The organism is Dickeya fangzhongdai, from assembly GCF_002812485.1.
In the GTDB taxonomy this organism is placed as follows: Bacteria; Pseudomonadota; Gammaproteobacteria; order Enterobacterales; family Enterobacteriaceae; genus Dickeya; species Dickeya fangzhongdai.
This window is the reverse complement of sequence record NZ_CP025003.1, coordinates 529469-547583: the sequence shown is the minus strand read 5'-3', so window position 1 is coordinate 547583 and position 18115 is coordinate 529469. Positions and strand designations below refer to the sequence as shown.

The window sequence follows — 18115 nt, the reverse complement described above, 5'->3', positions numbered from 1 at the left end:
AAAAAACAGCACGGACAGTGTGGCGGAAAAATATGACAACCGTATGGCTTCAAGCTATCGCCGGCGTCGCCCCATAAACAGGCTGAGCAGGAACAGGATAATCCCCACCACAAAGACGATTTTAGCCGCGGCGGCGGCAGTACCGGCGAGGCCGCCGAACCCGAAAGCGGCGGCAATGACCGCAATAATCAAAAAGATAATGCCCCAGCGAAACATCAGACCTCCTGGCGAGCGAACAGGCGAGGGAGTCGCCGCCAGTACGTACGCCCCTGAACCGGGCTGCGTATGCCGGGCGGCGTCCATAGTCAGTCAGAAAGGGAATAACGGCGGCGAGCATCGCGCCGCCGCTCTGCCGCCGGTGCTCCCGGCGGCGAAGCGCATCAGGATTTCACCGTCAGCGCGTTCTTGACGCTTTTGACGCCGCTTACGGCTTTAGCGATGGCTTCCGCCCGATCGGCCTGCGCCTGACTCGTCACCTGACCGGTCAGCAGCACCACGCCGTCGTGGGTTTCAACCTTAACGTGACGGGAAGGAACAATGTCATCCGCCAACAGTTTGGCCTTGATGGTGCTGGTGGTGAGGGTGTCGTCGGCATACGCGCCGACCGACTGCACGCCGCTGTTATCCTTCACCTGCAATTTATCACTGACCGACTTGACCCCTTCGGTCTGGGCGGCGATTTTCACCGCGCCGGTCGCCATCTGCTGGCTGCTGATAAAACCGCTGAGCGTCACCACGCCATCGCGGGTGGAAACGGAAATGTCATTGCTGTCGAGCGTTTCATCTTTCAGCAGCGCGCTTTTCACCCTGGCGGTGAGGGTGCTGTCATCCACAAAGCCCGCGGCCTGTTGTACGGAACTATCGATTTTTTTACCGGCGGTATCCGCGATACGCTGCGCCTGCTGCACCAGCGTTTGCTGCTCAGCCTGCGCCTGACCGCCCGCCAGTACCGTCCCCAGAACCACCGTCGCCAGCGAAAATGCAAATTTAGTCGAAAGTGCAATCTTGGTCTTTTTCATCGATACCTTCCTTATCGTTATTGCCTGTTTCACAACAGGTTTACCCATTAGCCCGGAGCGATTCGTCATGATTCGTCAGATTATCTCGTTAACTAAAAGTATAAAATCAACATAACAAACCACTACGAAAACCAATGGCAGTTAAATAAACCAAATACGTAACACACCGTTAACTATAGCCAATGAGAGTGAAAAGCCCAGCGCAGAGCGGCCGGCTGGCGGTGATTTCAGATTTGTCCGTGGCGGAAAAACCGCGGGGAAGGCAGCAACAACAGATTGATCGTTAAGGAATAAGCAGAAAGCAGCCCACTCCGGACGGAGTGGGCGGTAAACCGGCGATTAATGCTCGCGGGTTTTATGGAACCGTACGTCAGGATAACGTTCCTGCGCCAGGTTGAGGTTAACCATGGTCGGCGCCACATAGGCCAGATTGTCGCCGCCATCAAGCGCCAGATGCTGTTCGTTCTTGCGCTTGAACTCCTCGAATTTCTTCACGTCGCCGCACTCGACCCACCGGGCCGTGGAGACGTTCACCGACTCGTACACCGCTTCCACGTTGTATTCGGTTTTCAGGCGCGCCACCACCACGTCAAACTGCAGCACCCCAACCGCACCCACGATCAGATCGTTGTTGATCAGCGGACGGAACACCTGCACCGCGCCCTCTTCGGAAAGCTGCACCAGCCCTTTCAACAGCTGTTTCTGCTTGAGCGGGTCACGCAGGCGGATACGACGGAACAGTTCCGGCGCAAAGTTGGGAATACCGGTGAATTTCAGCTCTTCGCCCTGAGTAAAGGTATCGCCTATCTGGATCGTACCGTGGTTGTGCAAGCCGATGATGTCGCCCGGATAGGCTTCTTCCACGTGGGAGCGGTCGCCCGCCATGAAGGTCAGCGCGTCGGAGATCACCACGTCTTTGCCGGTACGCACCTGACGCAGTTTCATGCCTTTATCGTACCGGCCGGACACCACGCGCATGAACGCCACGCGGTCGCGGTGTTTCGGGTCCATATTGGCCTGAATCTTGAATACAAAGCCGCTGAACTTCTCTTCGTCGGCGCTGACCACGCGCGCGTCGGTCTTACGCGGCATCGGCGCAGGCGCCCATGCCACCAGCCCGTCCAGCATATGGTCTACGCCGAAGTTGCCCAGCGCGGTGCCGAAGAACACCGGCGTCAATTCGCCGTTCAGGAACGCGTCCTGTTCAAACTCGTGGGAAGCGCCTTTTACCAGTTCCAGCTCATCGCGCAACTGCGCGGCCAGATCCTCGCCCACCGCCTGATCCAGTTCCGGATTATCCAGCCCTTTGACGATGCGCACGGCCTGAATGGTGTGGCCCATGCCGCTCTGATAAAGATAGGTTTCATCTTTGTAGAGGTGATAGACGCCCTTGAACAGCTTGCCGCAGCCGATCGGCCAGGTAATCGGCGCACAGGCGATGTTCAGCTCGCTTTCCACTTCATCCAGCAGCTCCATCGGGTCGCGGATGTCGCGGTCGAGTTTGTTCATGAAGGTCAGGATCGGCGTGTCGCGCAGACGGGTAACTTCCATCAGCTTACGGGTCCGATCCTCAACGCCCTTGGCGGCGTCGATCACCATCAGGCAGCAGTCGACCGCGGTCAGCGTACGGTAGGTATCTTCGGAAAAGTCTTCGTGCCCCGGCGTATCCAGCAGGTTGACCAGACATTCACGGTAAGGGAACTGCATCACCGAGGTGGTAATCGAGATACCACGCTGCTTTTCCATTTCCATCCAGTCGGATTTGGCGTGCTGGCTGGAGCCGCGTCCTTTCACCGTACCGGCGACCTGAATCGCCTGTCCGAACAGCAGCACCTTTTCCGTAATGGTGGTTTTACCGGCGTCGGGGTGAGAGATAATGGCGAATGTCCGACGTTTCGAGACTTCGCGTGCGTATTCACTTGGAGACATGTTATTCAGGCTTCTTAATAGTTAGCCGCCCGACACGCGCATCGCACGCCGCATCAGGCAAAGCGGAAAATACAGACATCAAGCTGTATAATGCCAATCAGTTAAGCCATCGGCACACGCAGTAAGCGCAGCCGCATGGCTGAGAGATTCTATTAAGCATTTTTACACGCGTTTTCCCCCACACAGGCTTAAATGACAGGCATAAGTAGCGACAGACATAAATAAGCCGTCCATTTTCCCCGATTTGCCAGCCCGGCACAATCAATCATAACGTAAACACGATCGACCATAACGCAAACACAGTCGGTGATAACGCAAACAGCGCATTAGGCCCGCCACCTGATAATAACATTCAGAAACATTTGTAAAGATCTGTTTTACACTTACCGATAACAGACAGGTTAACGCTTATCATAATTAAGGAGAGAGCATGAGCCTGTCTGTCGACAATACGGGTTATAGCAGTTCTCAGACCCAGATTAACGCACCATCCGCCGGCGCTTCGTCCAACGGCGATCCGGTAAAAATCGATCCTCTGACCGGAAAAACGATTGAACTCCCTACCAGCATCAAAGTATCCGAAGAAACGCTGGCGCGCTGGCGCAGCGCCACGCCGCTGAATGAAACACTGAGTAAAGAAACACTGAGTAAAGAAGAACAGGAAAAACTGACGCTCGCCATTCGCGACCTGCGCAACGATGTGATTACGCGCACCTCCTCCGGCGTCAGTCTGAACAACCTGCTGTTTCGCGACCCCATCACGTCCAGCGACGGCCTGACATTTAGCAGCTGGGCCAATAACATCAAAGCCGACAGCGGCATCAGCAAGGAAGACCTCCTGACGCTGGTCCACGATGTGCTGGCCTACGGCTTCGCCAATCAGCAGAGCAATATCACCAGCGCCATGCAACTGAGCGTGAAAAAAGCCGAACTGACCGCGATCAAAGACAAGTATCTGGACAGCAGCTACCAGCAGCAGGCGGAAGCGGCCATCAACAGCTACGTCAATCAGAAAATCAGCGATGAAGACACCATCGGCAAGGCGCTGATGGAAGGCGAATACCGCATCGGCATCGAAGTGGGCGATACCGCTCGCGCGGTGTGGGCACAAAGCCAGCTACAGAAATACGACGCCGGCACCAGCGATTTGCAGGTCAAACGCCAGCAAATCTTTACGCTGGCGAGCGGCGGCAACGTGGACGGCTGGTTCGACAGTTTCAGCCATTACCTGAAGGCCTCGTCCTACGGCAGCGACTGGGAACAGCAGAACATCAATGCGCTGCAGAACCAATGGCAGCAGTTCCGCCAGCGTCTGGGGTAATACGCATCACGCTATTAAGATCCACGCGGATAATAACATTTAGAAACATTTGTAAAGATCTAATTTACACTTACCGATAACAGACAGGCTAACGCTTAATTGCATTTAAGGAGAGAGTATGAGCTTGTCTGTTATCAATACGGGTTATAGCAATTCTCAAACCCAGAGCCTTACCACGTCAGCCACCAACACCTCAGTCGGCAATCCGGCCAAGATTGTCGATCGGAATGGAACCACGGTTGACTCCGCCGCCACCGAGCTATCCGAAGAAGCGCGGGCTCACCTGCGCGACCTTATCGACAAGGCAAACACCAAGTACGCACAGCAAGGCACGTCTCTTGAAGAGGAACTGGCGAAACAGCTGCGCGATCGCAGAGAAGCCAGTGCGATCCCTACCGGCAATTCCGGCGATCCGACGCAGTCAGTCAATCTGGTTGGTACGCCAATCGTGATGATCCCGGGGGTTAATATGAACCACCCGCTGTTCACCGACCGTTTTCTGACCGACGAATCCGCGGTATTCGGCGTCTGGGCCAATAACCTCAAGGCCGACAGCGGCATCAGTAAAGATGACTTTCTCGATCTCGTTCACAGCGCCTTGTCTGATACCCCACTGCCCACCTGGAGCAGCGTCACCGACAACCTGGAGTTGCCGATCAAACAAGCCAAGCTGGAAGCGCTGAAAAACCGCTACATCGACAGCAATTACCAGCAGCAAGCCAGTCAGGATATTACGCAGTACGTCAGTGACCGGATCGCCGCTTTCGACAGGATGGAGAAAGGCACGCTGGAGAGTGTATATCAATACAGTACCGACACCGGCGATACCCAACGGGCAGAGGCGGCACAGCGTGAGCTGCAGAAAAACAGTGAGGGTATCTCGACCAGTCAACTGGAACGCAAGAAGGTGTTTGCGCTGACCGAATCCGGCAGCGTCGATAGCTGGTTCGATCAGCTCCGCAATTATGTATCCAGAACCTTCGCCGACCCTTACACCAAAAGCGACTATCTGTCGGCCATCGGCCAGTTCCAGGCGCAATGGCAACAGTTCCAGCAACAGCTGGGGTAACCGGCGCCCGCAGCACAATCCGGGACCGATGATCAGGGACCGATTATCAAGGACTGATTGTGCTGCATTCCCCGACGGCGGATGGAAAAAGCCGCCACAACTTCTTATGCTGCTACTCCTCGGCTTTACCCATCGCACCCACCTGCAGAGGATATGGCTATGCAAGACTGGAACCCCGAGCTTTACCTGCGCTTTGCCGGCGAACGTACCCGCCCCGCCCTTGAACTGTTATCCCGCATTTCCCACCCTGCTCCTATTGCCATCACCGATTTGGGCTGCGGCCCCGGCAACAGTACCGAGCTATTGCATCAGGCCTGGCCGCAGGCGCGGGTCACCGGCGTGGATAACTCAAGCGCCATGCTGCAACAGGCGCGACAGCGTCTGCCGGGCTGCACGTTTCAGGAGGCGGATATCGCCAGTTGGCAGCCGGATACGCCGCAGGACATCATCTACGCCAACGCCTCGCTGCAATGGTTGCCGGATCATGACCAACTGCTGCCTGCGCTGATCGAACATCTGACGCCGGGCGGGGTGCTGGCGGTGCAAATGCCGGATACCCTCAGCCAGCCCACACATCAACTGATGCGCAAAATCGCCGCCGAAGGGCCGTGGTGGGAACGATTCGGTGATGTGGACAAGGTCAGGCAGGCGTTGCTCAGCACCGGGCAGTACTACGATCTGTTGGTCAGTCACGGCTGCGACGTGGATATCTGGCACACCACCTACTATCACGTGATGAGCGGGCCGCAGGCAATCATCGAGTGGTTGAAAGGCACCGGTCTGCGCCCGTTTCTGGCGGAACTGAACGAGCAGGAACAGCAGGATTTTCTGCAACAGTACCAGCTGTGCCTGCAAACGGCCTACCCGGCTCAGGCGGACGGCAACAGCCTGCTGACCTATCCGCGCCTGTTTATGGTGGCGACCAAACGCCAGTGATACGACAGCCCAACTCAGGGTTTGCGGGTCTGATCGCCATCCTGCGTGGACGGCTCATCGTCGTTAGCCGGTTCATCATCCTGCGCCGACGCGTTGGCCGTCAGCAAATAAGGAGACTGCTGCCAGCGGGAACGGCGATGCTGCAGCAGGGTGCGGGCCAAAATAATGCCGATGGCCAGCGCCATCAGAATCATCAATCGCAGAATGTTGGTGGTGTTGTCGACCTGGCGGGCTTCGGTCGCCAGCACGTGGGTATCCAGCGTGATGCGCAGAAAACCGATCGGCCCGTCCTTACTGTTGATCGGCTCCACCAGTTGGTGGTTGAAGTAGCTGCCGGCGCGGCTGCCATCCAGCGCCAGCCGGTCGCGCACCTCAATCTGTTCGCCGGCGCGCGCCACCAGCGTGCCGTCCTGCTGGTACAACGCGGCATCCAGAATACGGTTGTGGTCGGTGAGCTGTCGCAGCGTTTCCCCGATTCTGCCGCTGTTGTCGCTGTTGCTTTCCATCAGCGGCGTCAGACTGAACGCCACCTGCTTCACCAGCGTGCGCGCCAGCTCTTCCACCTGCTCGGAACGGGCCATTTGATGACTGAGGCTGAAATAGGACGCACCCTGCAGCAACACCACCAGCAGAGCCAGACAGATCAGCACAATGGCCGTACGATGTAAGCGAAATTTTATCCGGGCCCGAACCATGGGAATACCTGCGCGATTTGGATACTTTCATGTTGCCAGAAGCGTTGGCGATAGGATAGCTTGTTGCGTTGATTTGTGACCGTCCACCCCGTCAATTCTTCACTACCCGCAGGAAAGGATATTTAACCCATGTCGAACCGTTTGACCTATAGCGATCTGCCCGATGAGATCAACTGCTGGCCAAATTTACCGCTGTCGTTGAGTGACGACGAGGTAATGCCGCTCGACTACCGCGCCGGCAATACCGGCTGGCTGATGTACGGCGACGTGCTCGACAAATATCTGTTATCTCGCATTCAGCGCCGTCTGGATGAGCCGCTGGTGATCGTCAGCGCCTGGAGCGTAGATGATTATCAGGTGGTACGGTTGGCCGGCATCCTGACGCCGCGCATCACCAAGGTAGCCCACGAACTGGGGCTGGACGTGACGCCAATGTACAACACCCCGAGCCTGCGCTCACCCGGTCTGCTGGTCATGGACATGGATTCCACCGCGATCCAGATCGAATGTATCGATGAGATCGCCAAACTGGCGGGCACCGGCGAGCAAGTGGCCGAGGTCACCGAGCGCGCCATGCGCGGCGAGCTGGATTTCTCCGCCAGCCTGCGCCAGCGCGTCGGCACCCTGAAAGACGCGGACGCCAACATTCTGCGTCAGGTGCGGGACGCCCTGCCGCTGATGCCGGGTCTGAAAAACATGGTCAAACAGTTGCAGGACGCGGGCTGGCATCTGGCCATCGCTTCCGGCGGCTTCACCTATTTCGCCGACTACCTGCGTGATGAACTCGGGCTGGTGGCGGCGGTCGCCAACGAAATGGGCATGCGCGACGGCAAACTGACCGGCGACGTGGTCGGCCCGATCGTCGATGCGAAATATAAAGCCGATACGCTGCGTCAGCTGGCGGAAAAGCTTTCGATCCCGCCACACCAGACGGTCGCCATCGGCGACGGCGCCAACGACCTGCTGATGATCAAAGCGGCCGGGCTGGGCATCGCCTACCACGCCAAACCCAAGGTCAACGAACAGAGCGCGGTCAGCATCCGCCATGCCGACTTGACCGGCGTGTTATGCATTCTCAGCGGCAGCCTGAGGCATGAAAAAGGCTGAGCCACGCCATACCGAGATGCAGTGCAGTAAAGAGCACTGATGTAGTAAAGAGCAGATGTAGTAAAGAGCAGTAAAAAGGAGGTAATTCATGGCCAAAGCCGTCAAACGCGCCTTTGTCTGTAATGAATGCGGGGCCGACTATCCGCGTTGGCAGGGGCAGTGCAGCGCCTGTCACGCCTGGAATACCATCACCGAGGTGCGTCTGGCCGCCGCGTCCTCCTCGTCACGCAACGACCGTTTCTCCGGTTACGCCGGGGACAGCGGCAACGTCAGCCGGGTACAGAAACTGTCGGACATCAGCCTGGAAGCGCTGCCGCGTTTCTCCACCGGCTTTCTGGAATTCGACCGGGTGCTGGGCGGCGGCGTAGTACCCGGCAGCGCCATTCTGATCGGCGGCAACCCCGGCGCCGGCAAAAGTACCCTGTTGCTGCAAACCCTGTGCAAACTGGCCGAACAGATGAAGACCCTGTATGTCACCGGCGAGGAATCCCTCCAGCAGGTGGCGATGCGCGCTCACCGTCTTGGCCTGCCCGCCCAGCACATCAATATGCTGTCGGAAACCAGCATCGAGCAGATCTGCCTGATTGCCGAACAGGAACAGCCGAAACTGATGGTGATCGACTCCATTCAGGTGATGCATCTGGCGGACATTCAGTCGTCTCCCGGCAGCGTGGCGCAGGTGCGGGAAACCGCCGCCTACCTGACACGCTTCGCCAAAACCCGCGGCGTCGCCATCATCATGGTCGGCCATGTCACCAAAGACGGCTCGCTGGCCGGCCCGAAAGTGCTGGAGCACTGTATCGACTGTTCGGTGCTGCTGGACGGCGACGCCGACTCCCGTTTCCGCACCCTGCGCAGCCACAAAAACCGCTTCGGCGCCGTCAACGAGCTGGGCGTCTTCGCCATGACCGAACAAGGGCTGCGGGAAGTCAGCAACCCGTCCGCCATCTTCCTGAGCCGGGGCGATGAAATCACCTCCGGCAGTTCGGTGATGGTGGTATGGGAAGGCACCCGGCCGCTGCTGGTGGAAATTCAGGCGCTGGTAGATCACTCGATGATGGCGAATCCGCGTCGGGTAGCGGTCGGGCTGGAACAGAACCGGCTGGCGATCTTGCTGGCGGTGCTGCACCGTCACGGCGGGCTGCAAATGTCGGATCAGGACGTGTTCGTCAACGTGGTGGGCGGCGTCAAGGTAACGGAAACCAGCGCCGACCTGGCGCTGCTGCTGTCGCTGGTGTCCAGCTTCCGCGATCGGCCGCTGCCGCAGGATTTGGTGGTGTTCGGCGAAGTCGGGCTGGCCGGGGAAATTCGCCCGGTGCCGAGCGGTCAGGAACGTATCACCGAAGCCGCCAAACACGGCTTTAAACGCGCCATAGTGCCGTTTGCCAACATGCCGAAAAAACCACCCGCCAACATGCAGGTGATGGGCGTGAAAAAACTGTCGGACGCGCTGGCGATCCTTGATGATCTGTAATTTCCATTAGGCTTTGCTCGTCAGAGCCTTAATATGGCAGAGCGTTAACATCGTAACGCGTTAATATAGCAGAGCGTTATCCGCCACATCGGAGTATCAGACCATGTCTCCCTACGATTACCTGAAAACAGCCATCAGACAAAAAGGCTGTACCCTGCAACAGGTCGCCGATGCCGCGGGTATGACCAAAGGCTACTTAAGCCAGTTGCTCAACGCCAAAATCAAAAGCCCCAGCGCCCAGAAGCTGGAGTCGCTGCACCGTTTTCTGGGGCTGGAATTTCCTTATCAGCAAAAAAGCATCGGCGTGGTGTTCGGCAAGTTTTATCCGCTGCACACCGGCCACATTTACCTGATTCAGCGCGCCTGCAGCCAGATAGACGAACTGCACGTGATTCTGGGCTACGACGAGCCGCGCGACCGCCAGCTGTTCGAGCACAGTTCCATGTCGCAACAGCCGACCGTCAGCGACCGCCTGCGCTGGCTGCTGCAAACCTTCAAATATCAGAAAAATATCCACATTCACGCCTTCAACGAACAGGGCATGGAACCCTATCCGCACGGCTGGGATGTGTGGAGCCGCGGCATTAAGCAGTTCATGTCGGAAAAAGGCATCGACCCTAGCTACGTCTACACCAGCGAAGAGCAGGACGCGCCGCAGTACAAGGAACATCTCGGCATCGAAACCGTGCTGATCGACCCTAAACGCTCCTTTATGAGCATCAGCGGCGCGCAGATCCGTCAGGATCCGTTCCGCTACTGGGAATATATCCCCACCGAGGTGAAACCGTTCTTCGTGCGCACCGTGGCGGTTTTGGGCGGCGAGTCCAGCGGCAAGTCCACGCTGGTCAACAAGCTGGCCAATATTTTCAATACCACCAGCGCCTGGGAATACGGCCGCGATTACGTGTTCTCCCACCTGGGCGGCGACGAAATGGCGCTACAGTATTCGGACTACGACAAAATCGCGCTCGGCCAGGCCCAGTACATTGATTTCGCCGTGAAATATGCCAACAAAGTGGCGTTTATCGACACCGACTTCATCACCACGCAGGCGTTTTGCAAAAAATACGAAGGCCGTGAGCACCCGTTCGTACAGGCGCTGGTTGAGGAGTACCGCTTTGATCTGGTGATTCTGCTGGAGAACAACACCCCCTGGGTGGCGGACGGCCTGCGCAGTCTGGGCAGCGCGGCGGATCGCAAGGCGTTTCAGGACGTGCTCAAAAGTATGCTGGCGGAAAATAACGTGCCGTACGTCCACGTCACCGAATCAGACTACGACAGCCGCTTTCTGCGCTGCGTGGAGCTGGTGCAGCAAATGCTGGGACACGACCGGCAAACGCCGATGCCGGCGGCGAGTTAATCCCGCCGCGCTTTCACCAGCGCCAACTGCGGGACGGGGTGATAATTTCCGGCAGCGGCACATCCCAGCTTTCCGCCGGCAGCACATCCACCTGCTGACAATCGTGCGCCAGCCCGATGGGATACGGACCGCGCGACCGCCAGTGCTGCAGCGTGCGGTCATAAAACCCGCCGCCCATGCCAAGCCGCTGCCCGGCAGCGTCGAACGCCACCAGCGGCGTCAGCAGCACATCCAGTTGCTCAACCGGCAACACCTGGCGCACATCCAGCCGCGGCTCCTGAATCTTCAGCCGGTTCCACACCAGTTCGGTATCCGGCGCATAACGCAAAAACAGCAGATGCCCGTTGCAGAACGGATGCAGCACCGGCAGGTAAACCTGTTTGTGTCGCTGCCATAACGCATCGATCAACGGCCGGGTATCCAGCTCGCCGTCAAACGACAGAAACAGCGCCACCCGACTGGCGTCGCCAAGACGCGGGTGCGCCATCGCCCGTTCGGCAGCCTGTGCGGCAAAAGCAGCTTGCTGTTCACGATTTAACGCGCGACGACGCTGACGAACCTGCTGACGGATTTGCTGGCGTAATGCCGCTACGGAAGAAAGGTCGGAAGAAGCACTGGCTGGATTCATGCGCAGTCACTTTCATGCAATTAACATGCAATCAAAGGGGAATAAACGAGAGGGAATCTCCGAGATGCCGCCGCAGGCTGTAACCCTTGAACCCTTGGTTCAAGGTGAACGCAACGTCGCAGTCTTAAGGCTTCTCGGTCGAACCGAGCATGCTCACCAACCACGGATCGTTACATTCTGTTGGTTGAAATATCGGCTCAGGGGACTTGCCCGCTGACGAACATCTCAGAGAAATTTTGTTCTTTCAAGGCTACCTTATCATGTCTGGCAGCGATGTGTTACCCCAAAAAACCGTACTTTTGTCAAAACGAGACACGCTACTCAAATTGCGCGCCCTGACGCTCGGTAATACGGCCCTGCTCCAGCAACGCCTGTTCAATCGTCTGCTGCAACATGCGAATACGCTGTTCCATATTGGCGGCATAATCGCGGGTTTTCAACCGCTCCTGCGCCAGCTCGTGGCACACGTTGAGCGCCGCGATGAACACCAGTTGCTCCGTGTTCGTCACCCGGGTACGAACCTTGAGGTCCTGCAACCGCTGGTTAAGATCCTCCGCAGCCTGATTCAGCGCATCCTGCTGTTCTGGCGGACAATTGACTCTTAACGAACGGCCAAAAATCTGAATATCTACCGGTTGTGCAGACATGTCACCTTCCTGCCTTATTTCGTTTCACGCCCGCATGAGGGACATCCGCTGCGCGGCCCGTGACGGGGCCGGGAAAAAGCGGGCGCTACTATATATATCCACAATAGAAGATACAAGCCCTTTATACCCGCCATACTTCAAGCCGCAGAGGCGTTGGCTGCGCTCACTCACCCGAATCACTTACCTGAGTAAGCTCATCGGGATTCGCTCACTTGCCGCCTTTCTGTCGCTTGAAATCTATTGGGTATCTGGTCTGGCGACGGAGCTTGCTGGTATAGCAGCGGAGCTTGGTGGTAGCATAACACGAACGACCTGCCAACGACGATGAATGCTCATGTCTATACAGAATACACTCCCCGGTTACGAAGCTATCGACCAGCTACTGCAACAGCATCAGGTGGCCCTGACCGCCGCCGAAATGCACGGACTGATAAGCGGCATGCTGTGCGGCGGCAACCATGATGATAGCTGGAAAACGCTGACGTTCGAACTGACCAACGACGGTATGGCCTTTCCGCAGACGCTGGCCCAGCCGCTGCAACATCTGTATCAGGCTACCCGCGACGCGCTGGAGGACGACGGCTTTCTGTTCCAGCTGTTCCTGCCGGACGACACGCTGGAGCACGTCAGCATATTCGACCGCGCCGACGCGCTGGCCGGCTGGGTCAACCATTTTCTGCTCGGCCTCGGCGTCGTCCAGCCCCGCCTTGGCAAAACGCAGGGCGAGCTGAAAGAAGCGATTGACGATCTGCGCAACATCGCCCAGCTCGGTTACGACGAAGACGAAGATAAAGATGAACTGGAGCAGTCGCTGGAAGAAGTGATCGAGTATGTACGGGTAGCGGCCATCATGTGCCATAACGAATTTACCCGTCCGGTGGTCACTGCGCCGGAGCAAAAAAAACCGACACTGCATTAACACACATTCTGCATTTGATGCCCTTTTCAGGAGCAGGTAATGAATCAACAAGAATACCTCCGCCGCCGTCTGGCCCTGCTGGACAAGATGGCGCCCGGCAGCGCGGCTATCCTGTTTGCCGCGCCGGAAGCGCAACGTAACGCAGACAGCGACTACCCTTACCGCCAGAGCAGCGATTTCTGGTATTTCACCGGCTTCAATGAGCCGGAAGCGGCCTTGCTGCTGATCAAAAGCGACGAGAATCACCATCACAGCGTGCTGTTCAACCGGGTGCGCGACGTCACCGCTGAAATCTGGTTCGGCCGTCGCCTCGGCCAGGAAGCGGCCCCCGCCAGGCTGGGCGTAGACCGCGCGCTGCCGTTCAGCGAAATCGGCGAACAGCTGCATCTGCTGCTCAACGGCCTGGATGTGGTCTACCATGCGCAGGGCGAATACGCCTATGCCGACAAGCTGGTGTTCGCCGCGCTGGAAACCCTGCGCACCGGCGGTACGCGCAAAGGCTTCCACGCGCCGGCGACGCTGACCGACTGGCGGCCGTGGGTGCACGATATGCGCCTGTTTAAATCGCCGGCGGAAATCGACATCCTGCGCCGCGCCGGTGAAATCAGCGCGCTGGCCCACACCCGCGCCATGGAGAAATGCCGCCCCGGTATGTTCGAATACCAGTTGGAAGGGGAAATCCACCACGAATTTAACCGCCACGGCGCGCGCTACCCGTCCTATAACACCATTGTCGGCAGCGGCGAAAACGCCTGTATTCTGCACTACACCGAAAATGAATGTCAGATGCGCGACGGCGATCTGGTGCTGATCGATGCCGGTTGCGAATATCAGGGCTACGCCGGCGACATCACCCGCACCTTCCCGGTCAACGGCAAATTCACTCCGGCGCAGCGCGCCATTTACGACATCGTGCTGGAATCGGAAGTGCGCGCTATCGAGATGTTCGCGCCGGGCCGCAGCATCCGCGAAGTGAACGAGGAAGTGGTGCGCATCATGCTGCGCGGCCTGATCAAACTCGGCCTCCTGCAAGGCGACGTCGACACCCTGTTCGCCGAGCAGACGCACCGCCAGTTCTTCATGCACGGCCTGAGCCACTGGTTGGGTATGGATGTGCATGACGTCGGCGACTACGGCACCGCCGATCGCGGCCGTACGCTGGAGCCGGGCATGGTGCTGACGGTCGAGCCGGGTCTGTACATCGCGCCGGACGCCGATGTGCCGCCGGAGTATCGCGGCATCGGCATTCGTATCGAAGACGATATCGTCATCACCGAGAACGGCAATGAAGTGCTGACCGGCGACGTGGTGAAAGATCCGGACGAGATTGAAGCATTAATGGCAAGGGCGGCAGGACAAGCCTCATGACCGTCATGATTGTCGGCGGCGGAATGGCGGGCGCAACGCTGGCGCTGGCGATCTCCCGCCTGTCGGGCGGCCGGATCCCGGTGGATCTGATCGAAGCTCGCTCGCCGCAGGAACACCACCACCCCGGCTTTGACGCCCGCGCCATCGCGCTGGCGCAGGGCACCTGCATGCAGTTGGACGCCATCGGCGTCTGGCAGGCGCTCGCGCCCGTCGCCACCCCCATCGCCAGCGTGCACGTCAGCGATCAGGGGCATGCGGGACGGGTGCGGCTACAGGCCAGCGACTACCGGGTGCCGGCGCTGGGCCACGTGGTCGAACTGCATGACGCCGGCAAGCGGCTGTTTTCACTGCTACAGAACGCGCCCGGCGTACGGCTGCACTGCCCGGCAACGGTGGTGGAGGTCAACCGGGAGGCTGACGGCGCATCGCTGCTGCTGGACAACGGCGCCCGCCTCAGCGGGCAACTGCTGGTGGCGGCCGACGGCTCCCGTTCCCAACTGGCGCAACACGCCGGCATTCAGTGGCAGCAGGCGCCGTATGAACAGGTGGCGATCATCGCCAACGTCGCCACCGCCGAAGCACATCAGGGCCGCGCCTATGAGCGCTTCACCGAGCACGGCCCGCTGGCGCTGCTGCCGATGAGCAAAGGCCGCAGTTCGCTGGTGTGGTGCCACCCGCTGTCACAACAGGCCGAAGTGGATAACTGGAGCGACGCACAGTTTCGCCAGCAGTTGCAGCGCGCTTTCGGCTGGCGGCTGGGCGCGATAACGCAGGTCGGCGATCGCCACAGTTATCCGCTGACGCTGGTGACCGCCAGTCAGCATATTAGCCATCGGCTGGCGTTGGTGGGCAACGCGGCGCAAACTCTGCATCCCATCGCCGGGCAAGGATTTAACCTCGGTCTGCGCGACGTGATGACGCTGGCGGAAACGCTGACGGCCGCCGTTGAACAGGGCGAAGACCCGGGCAGTCAGGCGGTGTTGCAACGCTATCAGCGCCGCCGCCAGCCGGATCAGCACACCACGGTAGCCTTGACCGACGGGCTGGTACGCGTCTTCTCCAATCACCTGTTCCCGATGGAAGTCGGGCGGAATCTGGGGCTGATGGCGATGAACAGCCTGCCGTTGCTGCGGGATGTGCTGGCGCGGCGTACGCTGGGTTGGGTGGAACGTTAACACAGACAGGAATTCATGCTCTATGCAATCATTTGATGTGGTCATCGCGGGCGGGGGAATGGTTGGACTGGCGCTGGCCTGCGGTCTGCAAGGCAGCGGCCTGAGCGTCGCCGTGTTGGAAAAACAGACCGCGACCGAACCGCTGGCGAACGGCCCGCACGCGCTGCGCGTCTCCGCCATCAATGCCGCCAGCGAGGCGCTGCTGCGCAAGCTCAACGTCTGGCCGGGTATTGCCGCGCAGCGGCTGAGTCCTTACAACGAAATGTATGTCTGGGACAAAGACAGCTTCGGCAATATCCGTTTTTGCGGGGAAGAGTTCGGCTTCTCCCGTCTCGGCCACATTATTGAAAACGACGTCATCCAGTGGGCGCTGTGGCAGCAGGCAAGCCAGTCGCGGGACATCACCCTGCTGGCGCCCGCCGCGCTGCGGCAGGTCGCCTGGGGCGAAAACGAAGCCTTCATTACGCTGGAAGACGGCAGCATGCTCACCGCCCGGCTGGTGGTGGGGGCGGACGGCGCGCACTCCTGGCTGCGCCAGCACGCCGACATTCCGCTGACTTTCTGGGATTACGGCCATCATGCGCTGGTCGCCAACATCCGCACCGAGCGGCCGCACGGCGCCATCGCCAGCCAGGTGTTCCACGGCGACGGCATTCTGGCGTTTCTGCCGCTGAGCGATCCGCACCTCTGTTCGATTGTCTGGTCGCTGCCGCCGGAACGCGCTCAACAGCTGCGCGAGCTGCCCGCCGACGAGTTCGCCAGGCAGTTGGCGATGACCTTCGATATGCGGCTGGGGCTGTGCCAGCTGGAGGGCGACCGTCAAACCTTCCCGCTCACCGCGCGCTATGCCCGCAGCTTTGCCGCCCATCGGCTGGTGCTGACGGGCGATGCGGCGCACACCATTCATCCGCTGGCCGGCCAGGGCGTCAACCTCGGATTTATGGACGTGGCGGAGCTGATTGCCGAGCTCAAGCGGTTGCAAGCGCAGGGCAAAGACATCGGCCAGCACCTGTATCTGCGGCGCTACGAACGGCGTCGCAAGCACAGCGCCGCGCTGATGCTGGCGAGTATGCAGGGCTTTCGCACCCTGTTCGCCGCGTCCCATCCGGTCGGCGGCCTGCTGCGCGACATCGGCCTGAAACTGGCGGACACGCTGCCGGGCATAAAACCGACTCTGGTGCGTCAGGCGATGGGGCTTAACGATCTACCGGACTGGCTGGATCATGCCGGCTGATCCATGCCGCATAACCTGAGAATATCAGGCCGCGTGCATTATGGCGCGGCCCGCAAATCCCGCAGTACGACCCGCTCGCCGGCAAAGAAATAGGTATATTCAAACAGTTGCTGTTTGCCATCGCCGTTCTTCCAGTCGGTATATTCCACGATGCCTCGCACCACCTTCTGACCGTTCACTTGATCCAGCAGCGAAAAAGAAAAATAAGGCCGGGTTCCCAATTTTTCCTGAATACGTTCGCGGATAACCGAATCGCCCAGATAAAAACCAAGCGGTGAAATATAGACGCCATAGGTGCGATAAAAATAATTTTCGCTAATCTGCCGGGCAATAACCTGATAGCAGCGATCATAGAGCGGGGTCTTTTTTTCTTCGACAATGCCCGGCGCGGGAGAAACAGTATTATCGATACCATAAGCGACAGCGCCGCCATCCGCCAGACTGATGCGATAGGTATAACGCTCGCCGCCGATCGGTTCATTAATGCCGTGATAGTGTTTTTTCAATACGCCGGCGTACTTGTCTTTCAGGCTGGCGTCGTAAATCCGGATCGTCGGTTTGGGATCGCGATTCTGCGCCAGCACGGCCGCCAGCGCTTTCAGACTGGCGTCTGACATAAAAAACCGATCCTGACCAAGCTGTGAAAGATCGGCAAAATAAGCCACCAGCCACTCATCCCGATCCTGCAAATCCTCACCTGCCAGCGAGAAAAAATCGCCCGTCAGATTCAGTTTCAGCAACCGATCGAGGTACGCCTGCTGTCGTTTGACGAACGCTGTCTTCTCTGCCCGTTCCGCCTGCACCCGCGCCACAAACTGCGCCGGTGCGTCGGTTTCGGCAAAGCGGACCATAAAGGTCTGGTCGTCGCTGCGATCGAGCAGGTAGAGCGCATACGCGCCTTGCCAGGATTTAAACGGTTCCGAGGGGGAAAGCCGGGTCATATCGAGGTACTGCAACTGCTCGCCGAACTGGGCGCGCAGCATCTTTTTATAAGGAGCGGGATTGGAAAAACGGATACAGGACGCCAGTAACGGCACGACCAGCAACATTGCCAGCCACATCACTTTTCTCATTGATCATCCTTGTCAGGCGCAGATGTTATTTTCGTCTGAATAATGTCCAGGCAGTTACGCAGCATTCAGATTTCATAATAACAGTAAAATAAGCACCACCAATTATTTTCGCCACATTCGATAACGGATTAATATTTACCGACGGAATTATCCATTCCTCA

General features: G+C 58.5%; 17 protein-coding genes and 1 other RNA gene. 10 read left to right on the top strand and 8 right to left on the bottom strand.

Annotation, left to right across the window (positions count from 1 at the left end; genetic code table 11):
• Window positions 1–54: 54 nt before the first annotated feature.
• The 3 genes from CVE23_RS02580 to prfC all read right to left on the bottom strand — a co-directional run bounded on the left by CVE23_RS02580 (window position 55) and on the right by prfC (window position 2948).
• Complete coding sequence (locus CVE23_RS02580; RefSeq protein WP_071605144.1) at window positions 55–216, bottom strand: DUF1328 domain-containing protein; 162 nt, start codon at window positions 214–216, stop codon at window positions 55–57.
• 164 nt (window positions 217–380) lie between these two features.
• Window positions 381–1019 (bottom strand): molecular chaperone OsmY, encoded by a 639-nt coding sequence (gene osmY, locus CVE23_RS02575; RefSeq protein ID WP_038917711.1) that lies wholly within the window; start codon window positions 1017–1019, stop codon window positions 381–383.
• Window positions 1020–1358: 339 nt separating this feature from the next.
• Complete coding sequence (prfC, locus tag CVE23_RS02570; protein WP_038662740.1) at window positions 1359–2948, bottom strand: peptide chain release factor 3; 1590 nt, start codon at window positions 2946–2948, stop codon at window positions 1359–1361.
• Between the two features lie 430 nt (window positions 2949–3378).
• Here prfC and CVE23_RS02565 point away from each other — a divergent pair, with 430 nt between their 5' ends.
• The 3 genes from CVE23_RS02565 (at window position 3379) to tam (ending at window position 6274) form a co-directional block, all read left to right on the top strand.
• A complete protein-coding gene (locus tag CVE23_RS02565) occupies window positions 3379–4269 on the top strand; it encodes a hypothetical protein (RefSeq protein ID WP_100848811.1) in 891 nt (296 codons plus the stop codon).
• A gap of 118 nt (window positions 4270–4387) precedes the next feature.
• On the top strand, window positions 4388–5338 hold the full coding sequence (locus CVE23_RS02560) for a hypothetical protein (RefSeq protein WP_100848810.1): 951 nt from the start codon (window positions 4388–4390) through the stop codon (window positions 5336–5338).
• A 159-nt stretch (window positions 5339–5497) separates the two neighbouring features.
• Window positions 5498–6274: a trans-aconitate 2-methyltransferase gene (tam, locus tag CVE23_RS02555; protein ID WP_049854632.1), complete on the top strand. Its 777-nt coding sequence runs from the start codon at window positions 5498–5500 to the stop codon at window positions 6272–6274.
• 14 nt (window positions 6275–6288) lie between these two features.
• On the opposite strand, the gene CVE23_RS02550 is transcribed toward tam, so the two are convergent.
• Window positions 6289–6969: a YtjB family periplasmic protein gene (locus tag CVE23_RS02550; RefSeq protein ID WP_038917706.1), complete on the bottom strand. Its 681-nt coding sequence runs from the start codon at window positions 6967–6969 to the stop codon at window positions 6289–6291.
• A 129-nt stretch (window positions 6970–7098) separates the two neighbouring features.
• Here CVE23_RS02550 and serB point away from each other — a divergent pair, with 129 nt between their 5' ends.
• The 3 genes from serB to nadR all read left to right on the top strand — a co-directional run bounded on the left by serB (window position 7099) and on the right by nadR (window position 10910).
• Window positions 7099–8076 (top strand): phosphoserine phosphatase, encoded by a 978-nt coding sequence (gene serB / locus CVE23_RS02545; protein ID WP_100848809.1) that lies wholly within the window; start codon window positions 7099–7101, stop codon window positions 8074–8076.
• An 88-nt stretch (window positions 8077–8164) separates the two neighbouring features.
• Window positions 8165–9550 carry a DNA repair protein RadA gene (gene radA, locus CVE23_RS02540; RefSeq protein WP_100848808.1) on the top strand — a complete coding sequence of 462 codons (1386 nt, stop codon included), beginning with the start codon at window positions 8165–8167 and terminating at the stop codon, window positions 9548–9550.
• Between the two features lie 103 nt (window positions 9551–9653).
• Window positions 9654–10910, top strand: coding sequence for a multifunctional transcriptional regulator/nicotinamide-nucleotide adenylyltransferase/ribosylnicotinamide kinase NadR (nadR, locus tag CVE23_RS02535; protein ID WP_038917702.1), 1257 nt, complete (start codon window positions 9654–9656; stop codon window positions 10908–10910).
• Between the two features lie 13 nt (window positions 10911–10923).
• Here nadR and CVE23_RS02530 read toward each other — a convergent pair whose 3' ends face one another.
• The 3 genes from CVE23_RS02530 to zapA form a co-directional block, all read right to left on the bottom strand.
• Window positions 10924–11538: a 5-formyltetrahydrofolate cyclo-ligase gene (locus CVE23_RS02530; protein ID WP_100848807.1), complete on the bottom strand. Its 615-nt coding sequence runs from the start codon at window positions 11536–11538 to the stop codon at window positions 10924–10926.
• Between the two features lie 52 nt (window positions 11539–11590).
• Window positions 11591–11773: non-coding RNA, 6S RNA (ssrS, locus tag CVE23_RS02525), on the bottom strand.
• Window positions 11774–11855: 82 nt separating this feature from the next.
• Complete coding sequence (zapA, locus tag CVE23_RS02520) at window positions 11856–12185, bottom strand: cell division protein ZapA (RefSeq protein ID WP_012883229.1); 330 nt, start codon at window positions 12183–12185, stop codon at window positions 11856–11858.
• A gap of 334 nt (window positions 12186–12519) precedes the next feature.
• On the opposite strand from zapA, the gene CVE23_RS02510 reads away from it, so the two are divergent.
• From CVE23_RS02510 to ubiI, 4 genes are read left to right on the top strand one after another with little or no spacing between them, the layout of a single operon-like run.
• The gene (locus tag CVE23_RS02510; RefSeq protein WP_100848806.1) at window positions 12520–13104 is read left to right on the top strand and encodes a YecA/YgfB family protein; all 585 of its coding nucleotides are present in this window, start codon (window positions 12520–12522) and stop codon (window positions 13102–13104) included.
• A gap of 39 nt (window positions 13105–13143) precedes the next feature.
• A complete protein-coding gene (gene pepP / locus CVE23_RS02505) occupies window positions 13144–14472 on the top strand; it encodes a Xaa-Pro aminopeptidase (protein ID WP_100848805.1) in 1329 nt (442 codons plus the stop codon).
• Window positions 14469–15647: a 2-octaprenyl-6-methoxyphenyl hydroxylase gene (gene ubiH, locus CVE23_RS02500; protein WP_100848804.1), complete on the top strand. Its 1179-nt coding sequence runs from the start codon at window positions 14469–14471 to the stop codon at window positions 15645–15647. Before pepP ends, ubiH begins: the two co-directional genes overlap by 4 nt.
• Before the next feature lie 22 nt (window positions 15648–15669).
• A complete protein-coding gene (ubiI, locus tag CVE23_RS02495) occupies window positions 15670–16881 on the top strand; it encodes an FAD-dependent 2-octaprenylphenol hydroxylase (protein WP_038917697.1) in 1212 nt (403 codons plus the stop codon).
• A gap of 38 nt (window positions 16882–16919) precedes the next feature.
• On the opposite strand, the gene CVE23_RS02490 is transcribed toward ubiI, so the two are convergent.
• Complete coding sequence (locus tag CVE23_RS02490; RefSeq protein ID WP_100848803.1) at window positions 16920–17954, bottom strand: hypothetical protein; 1035 nt, start codon at window positions 17952–17954, stop codon at window positions 16920–16922.
• Window positions 17955–18115: the final 161 nt, after the last annotated feature.

Coding starts and splice junctions, on each gene's coding strand:
- tam (WP_049854632.1), top strand. CDS start 5,498: ATGCAAGACTGGAACCCCGAGCTTTACCTGCGCTTTGCCGGCGAACGT.
- nadR (WP_038917702.1), top strand. CDS start 9,654: ATGTCTCCCTACGATTACCTGAAAACAGCCATCAGACAAAAAGGCTGT.
- CVE23_RS02580 (WP_071605144.1), bottom strand. CDS start 216: ATGTTTCGCTGGGGCATTATCTTTTTGATTATTGCGGTCATTGCCGCC.
- pepP (WP_100848805.1), top strand. CDS start 13,144: ATGAATCAACAAGAATACCTCCGCCGCCGTCTGGCCCTGCTGGACAAG.
- ubiH (WP_100848804.1), top strand. CDS start 14,469: ATGACCGTCATGATTGTCGGCGGCGGAATGGCGGGCGCAACGCTGGCG.
- CVE23_RS02565 (WP_100848811.1), top strand. CDS start 3,379: ATGAGCCTGTCTGTCGACAATACGGGTTATAGCAGTTCTCAGACCCAG.
- prfC (WP_038662740.1), bottom strand. CDS start 2,948: ATGTCTCCAAGTGAATACGCACGCGAAGTCTCGAAACGTCGGACATTC.
- CVE23_RS02560 (WP_100848810.1), top strand. CDS start 4,388: ATGAGCTTGTCTGTTATCAATACGGGTTATAGCAATTCTCAAACCCAG.
- CVE23_RS02530 (WP_100848807.1), bottom strand. CDS start 11,538: ATGAATCCAGCCAGTGCTTCTTCCGACCTTTCTTCCGTAGCGGCATTA.
- zapA (WP_012883229.1), bottom strand. CDS start 12,185: ATGTCTGCACAACCGGTAGATATTCAGATTTTTGGCCGTTCGTTAAGA.
- radA (WP_100848808.1), top strand. CDS start 8,165: ATGGCCAAAGCCGTCAAACGCGCCTTTGTCTGTAATGAATGCGGGGCC.
- serB (WP_100848809.1), top strand. CDS start 7,099: ATGTCGAACCGTTTGACCTATAGCGATCTGCCCGATGAGATCAACTGC.
- osmY (WP_038917711.1), bottom strand. CDS start 1,019: ATGAAAAAGACCAAGATTGCACTTTCGACTAAATTTGCATTTTCGCTG.
- CVE23_RS02510 (WP_100848806.1), top strand. CDS start 12,520: ATGTCTATACAGAATACACTCCCCGGTTACGAAGCTATCGACCAGCTA.
- ubiI (WP_038917697.1), top strand. CDS start 15,670: ATGCAATCATTTGATGTGGTCATCGCGGGCGGGGGAATGGTTGGACTG.
- CVE23_RS02490 (WP_100848803.1), bottom strand. CDS start 17,954: ATGAGAAAAGTGATGTGGCTGGCAATGTTGCTGGTCGTGCCGTTACTG.
- CVE23_RS02550 (WP_038917706.1), bottom strand. CDS start 6,969: ATGGTTCGGGCCCGGATAAAATTTCGCTTACATCGTACGGCCATTGTG.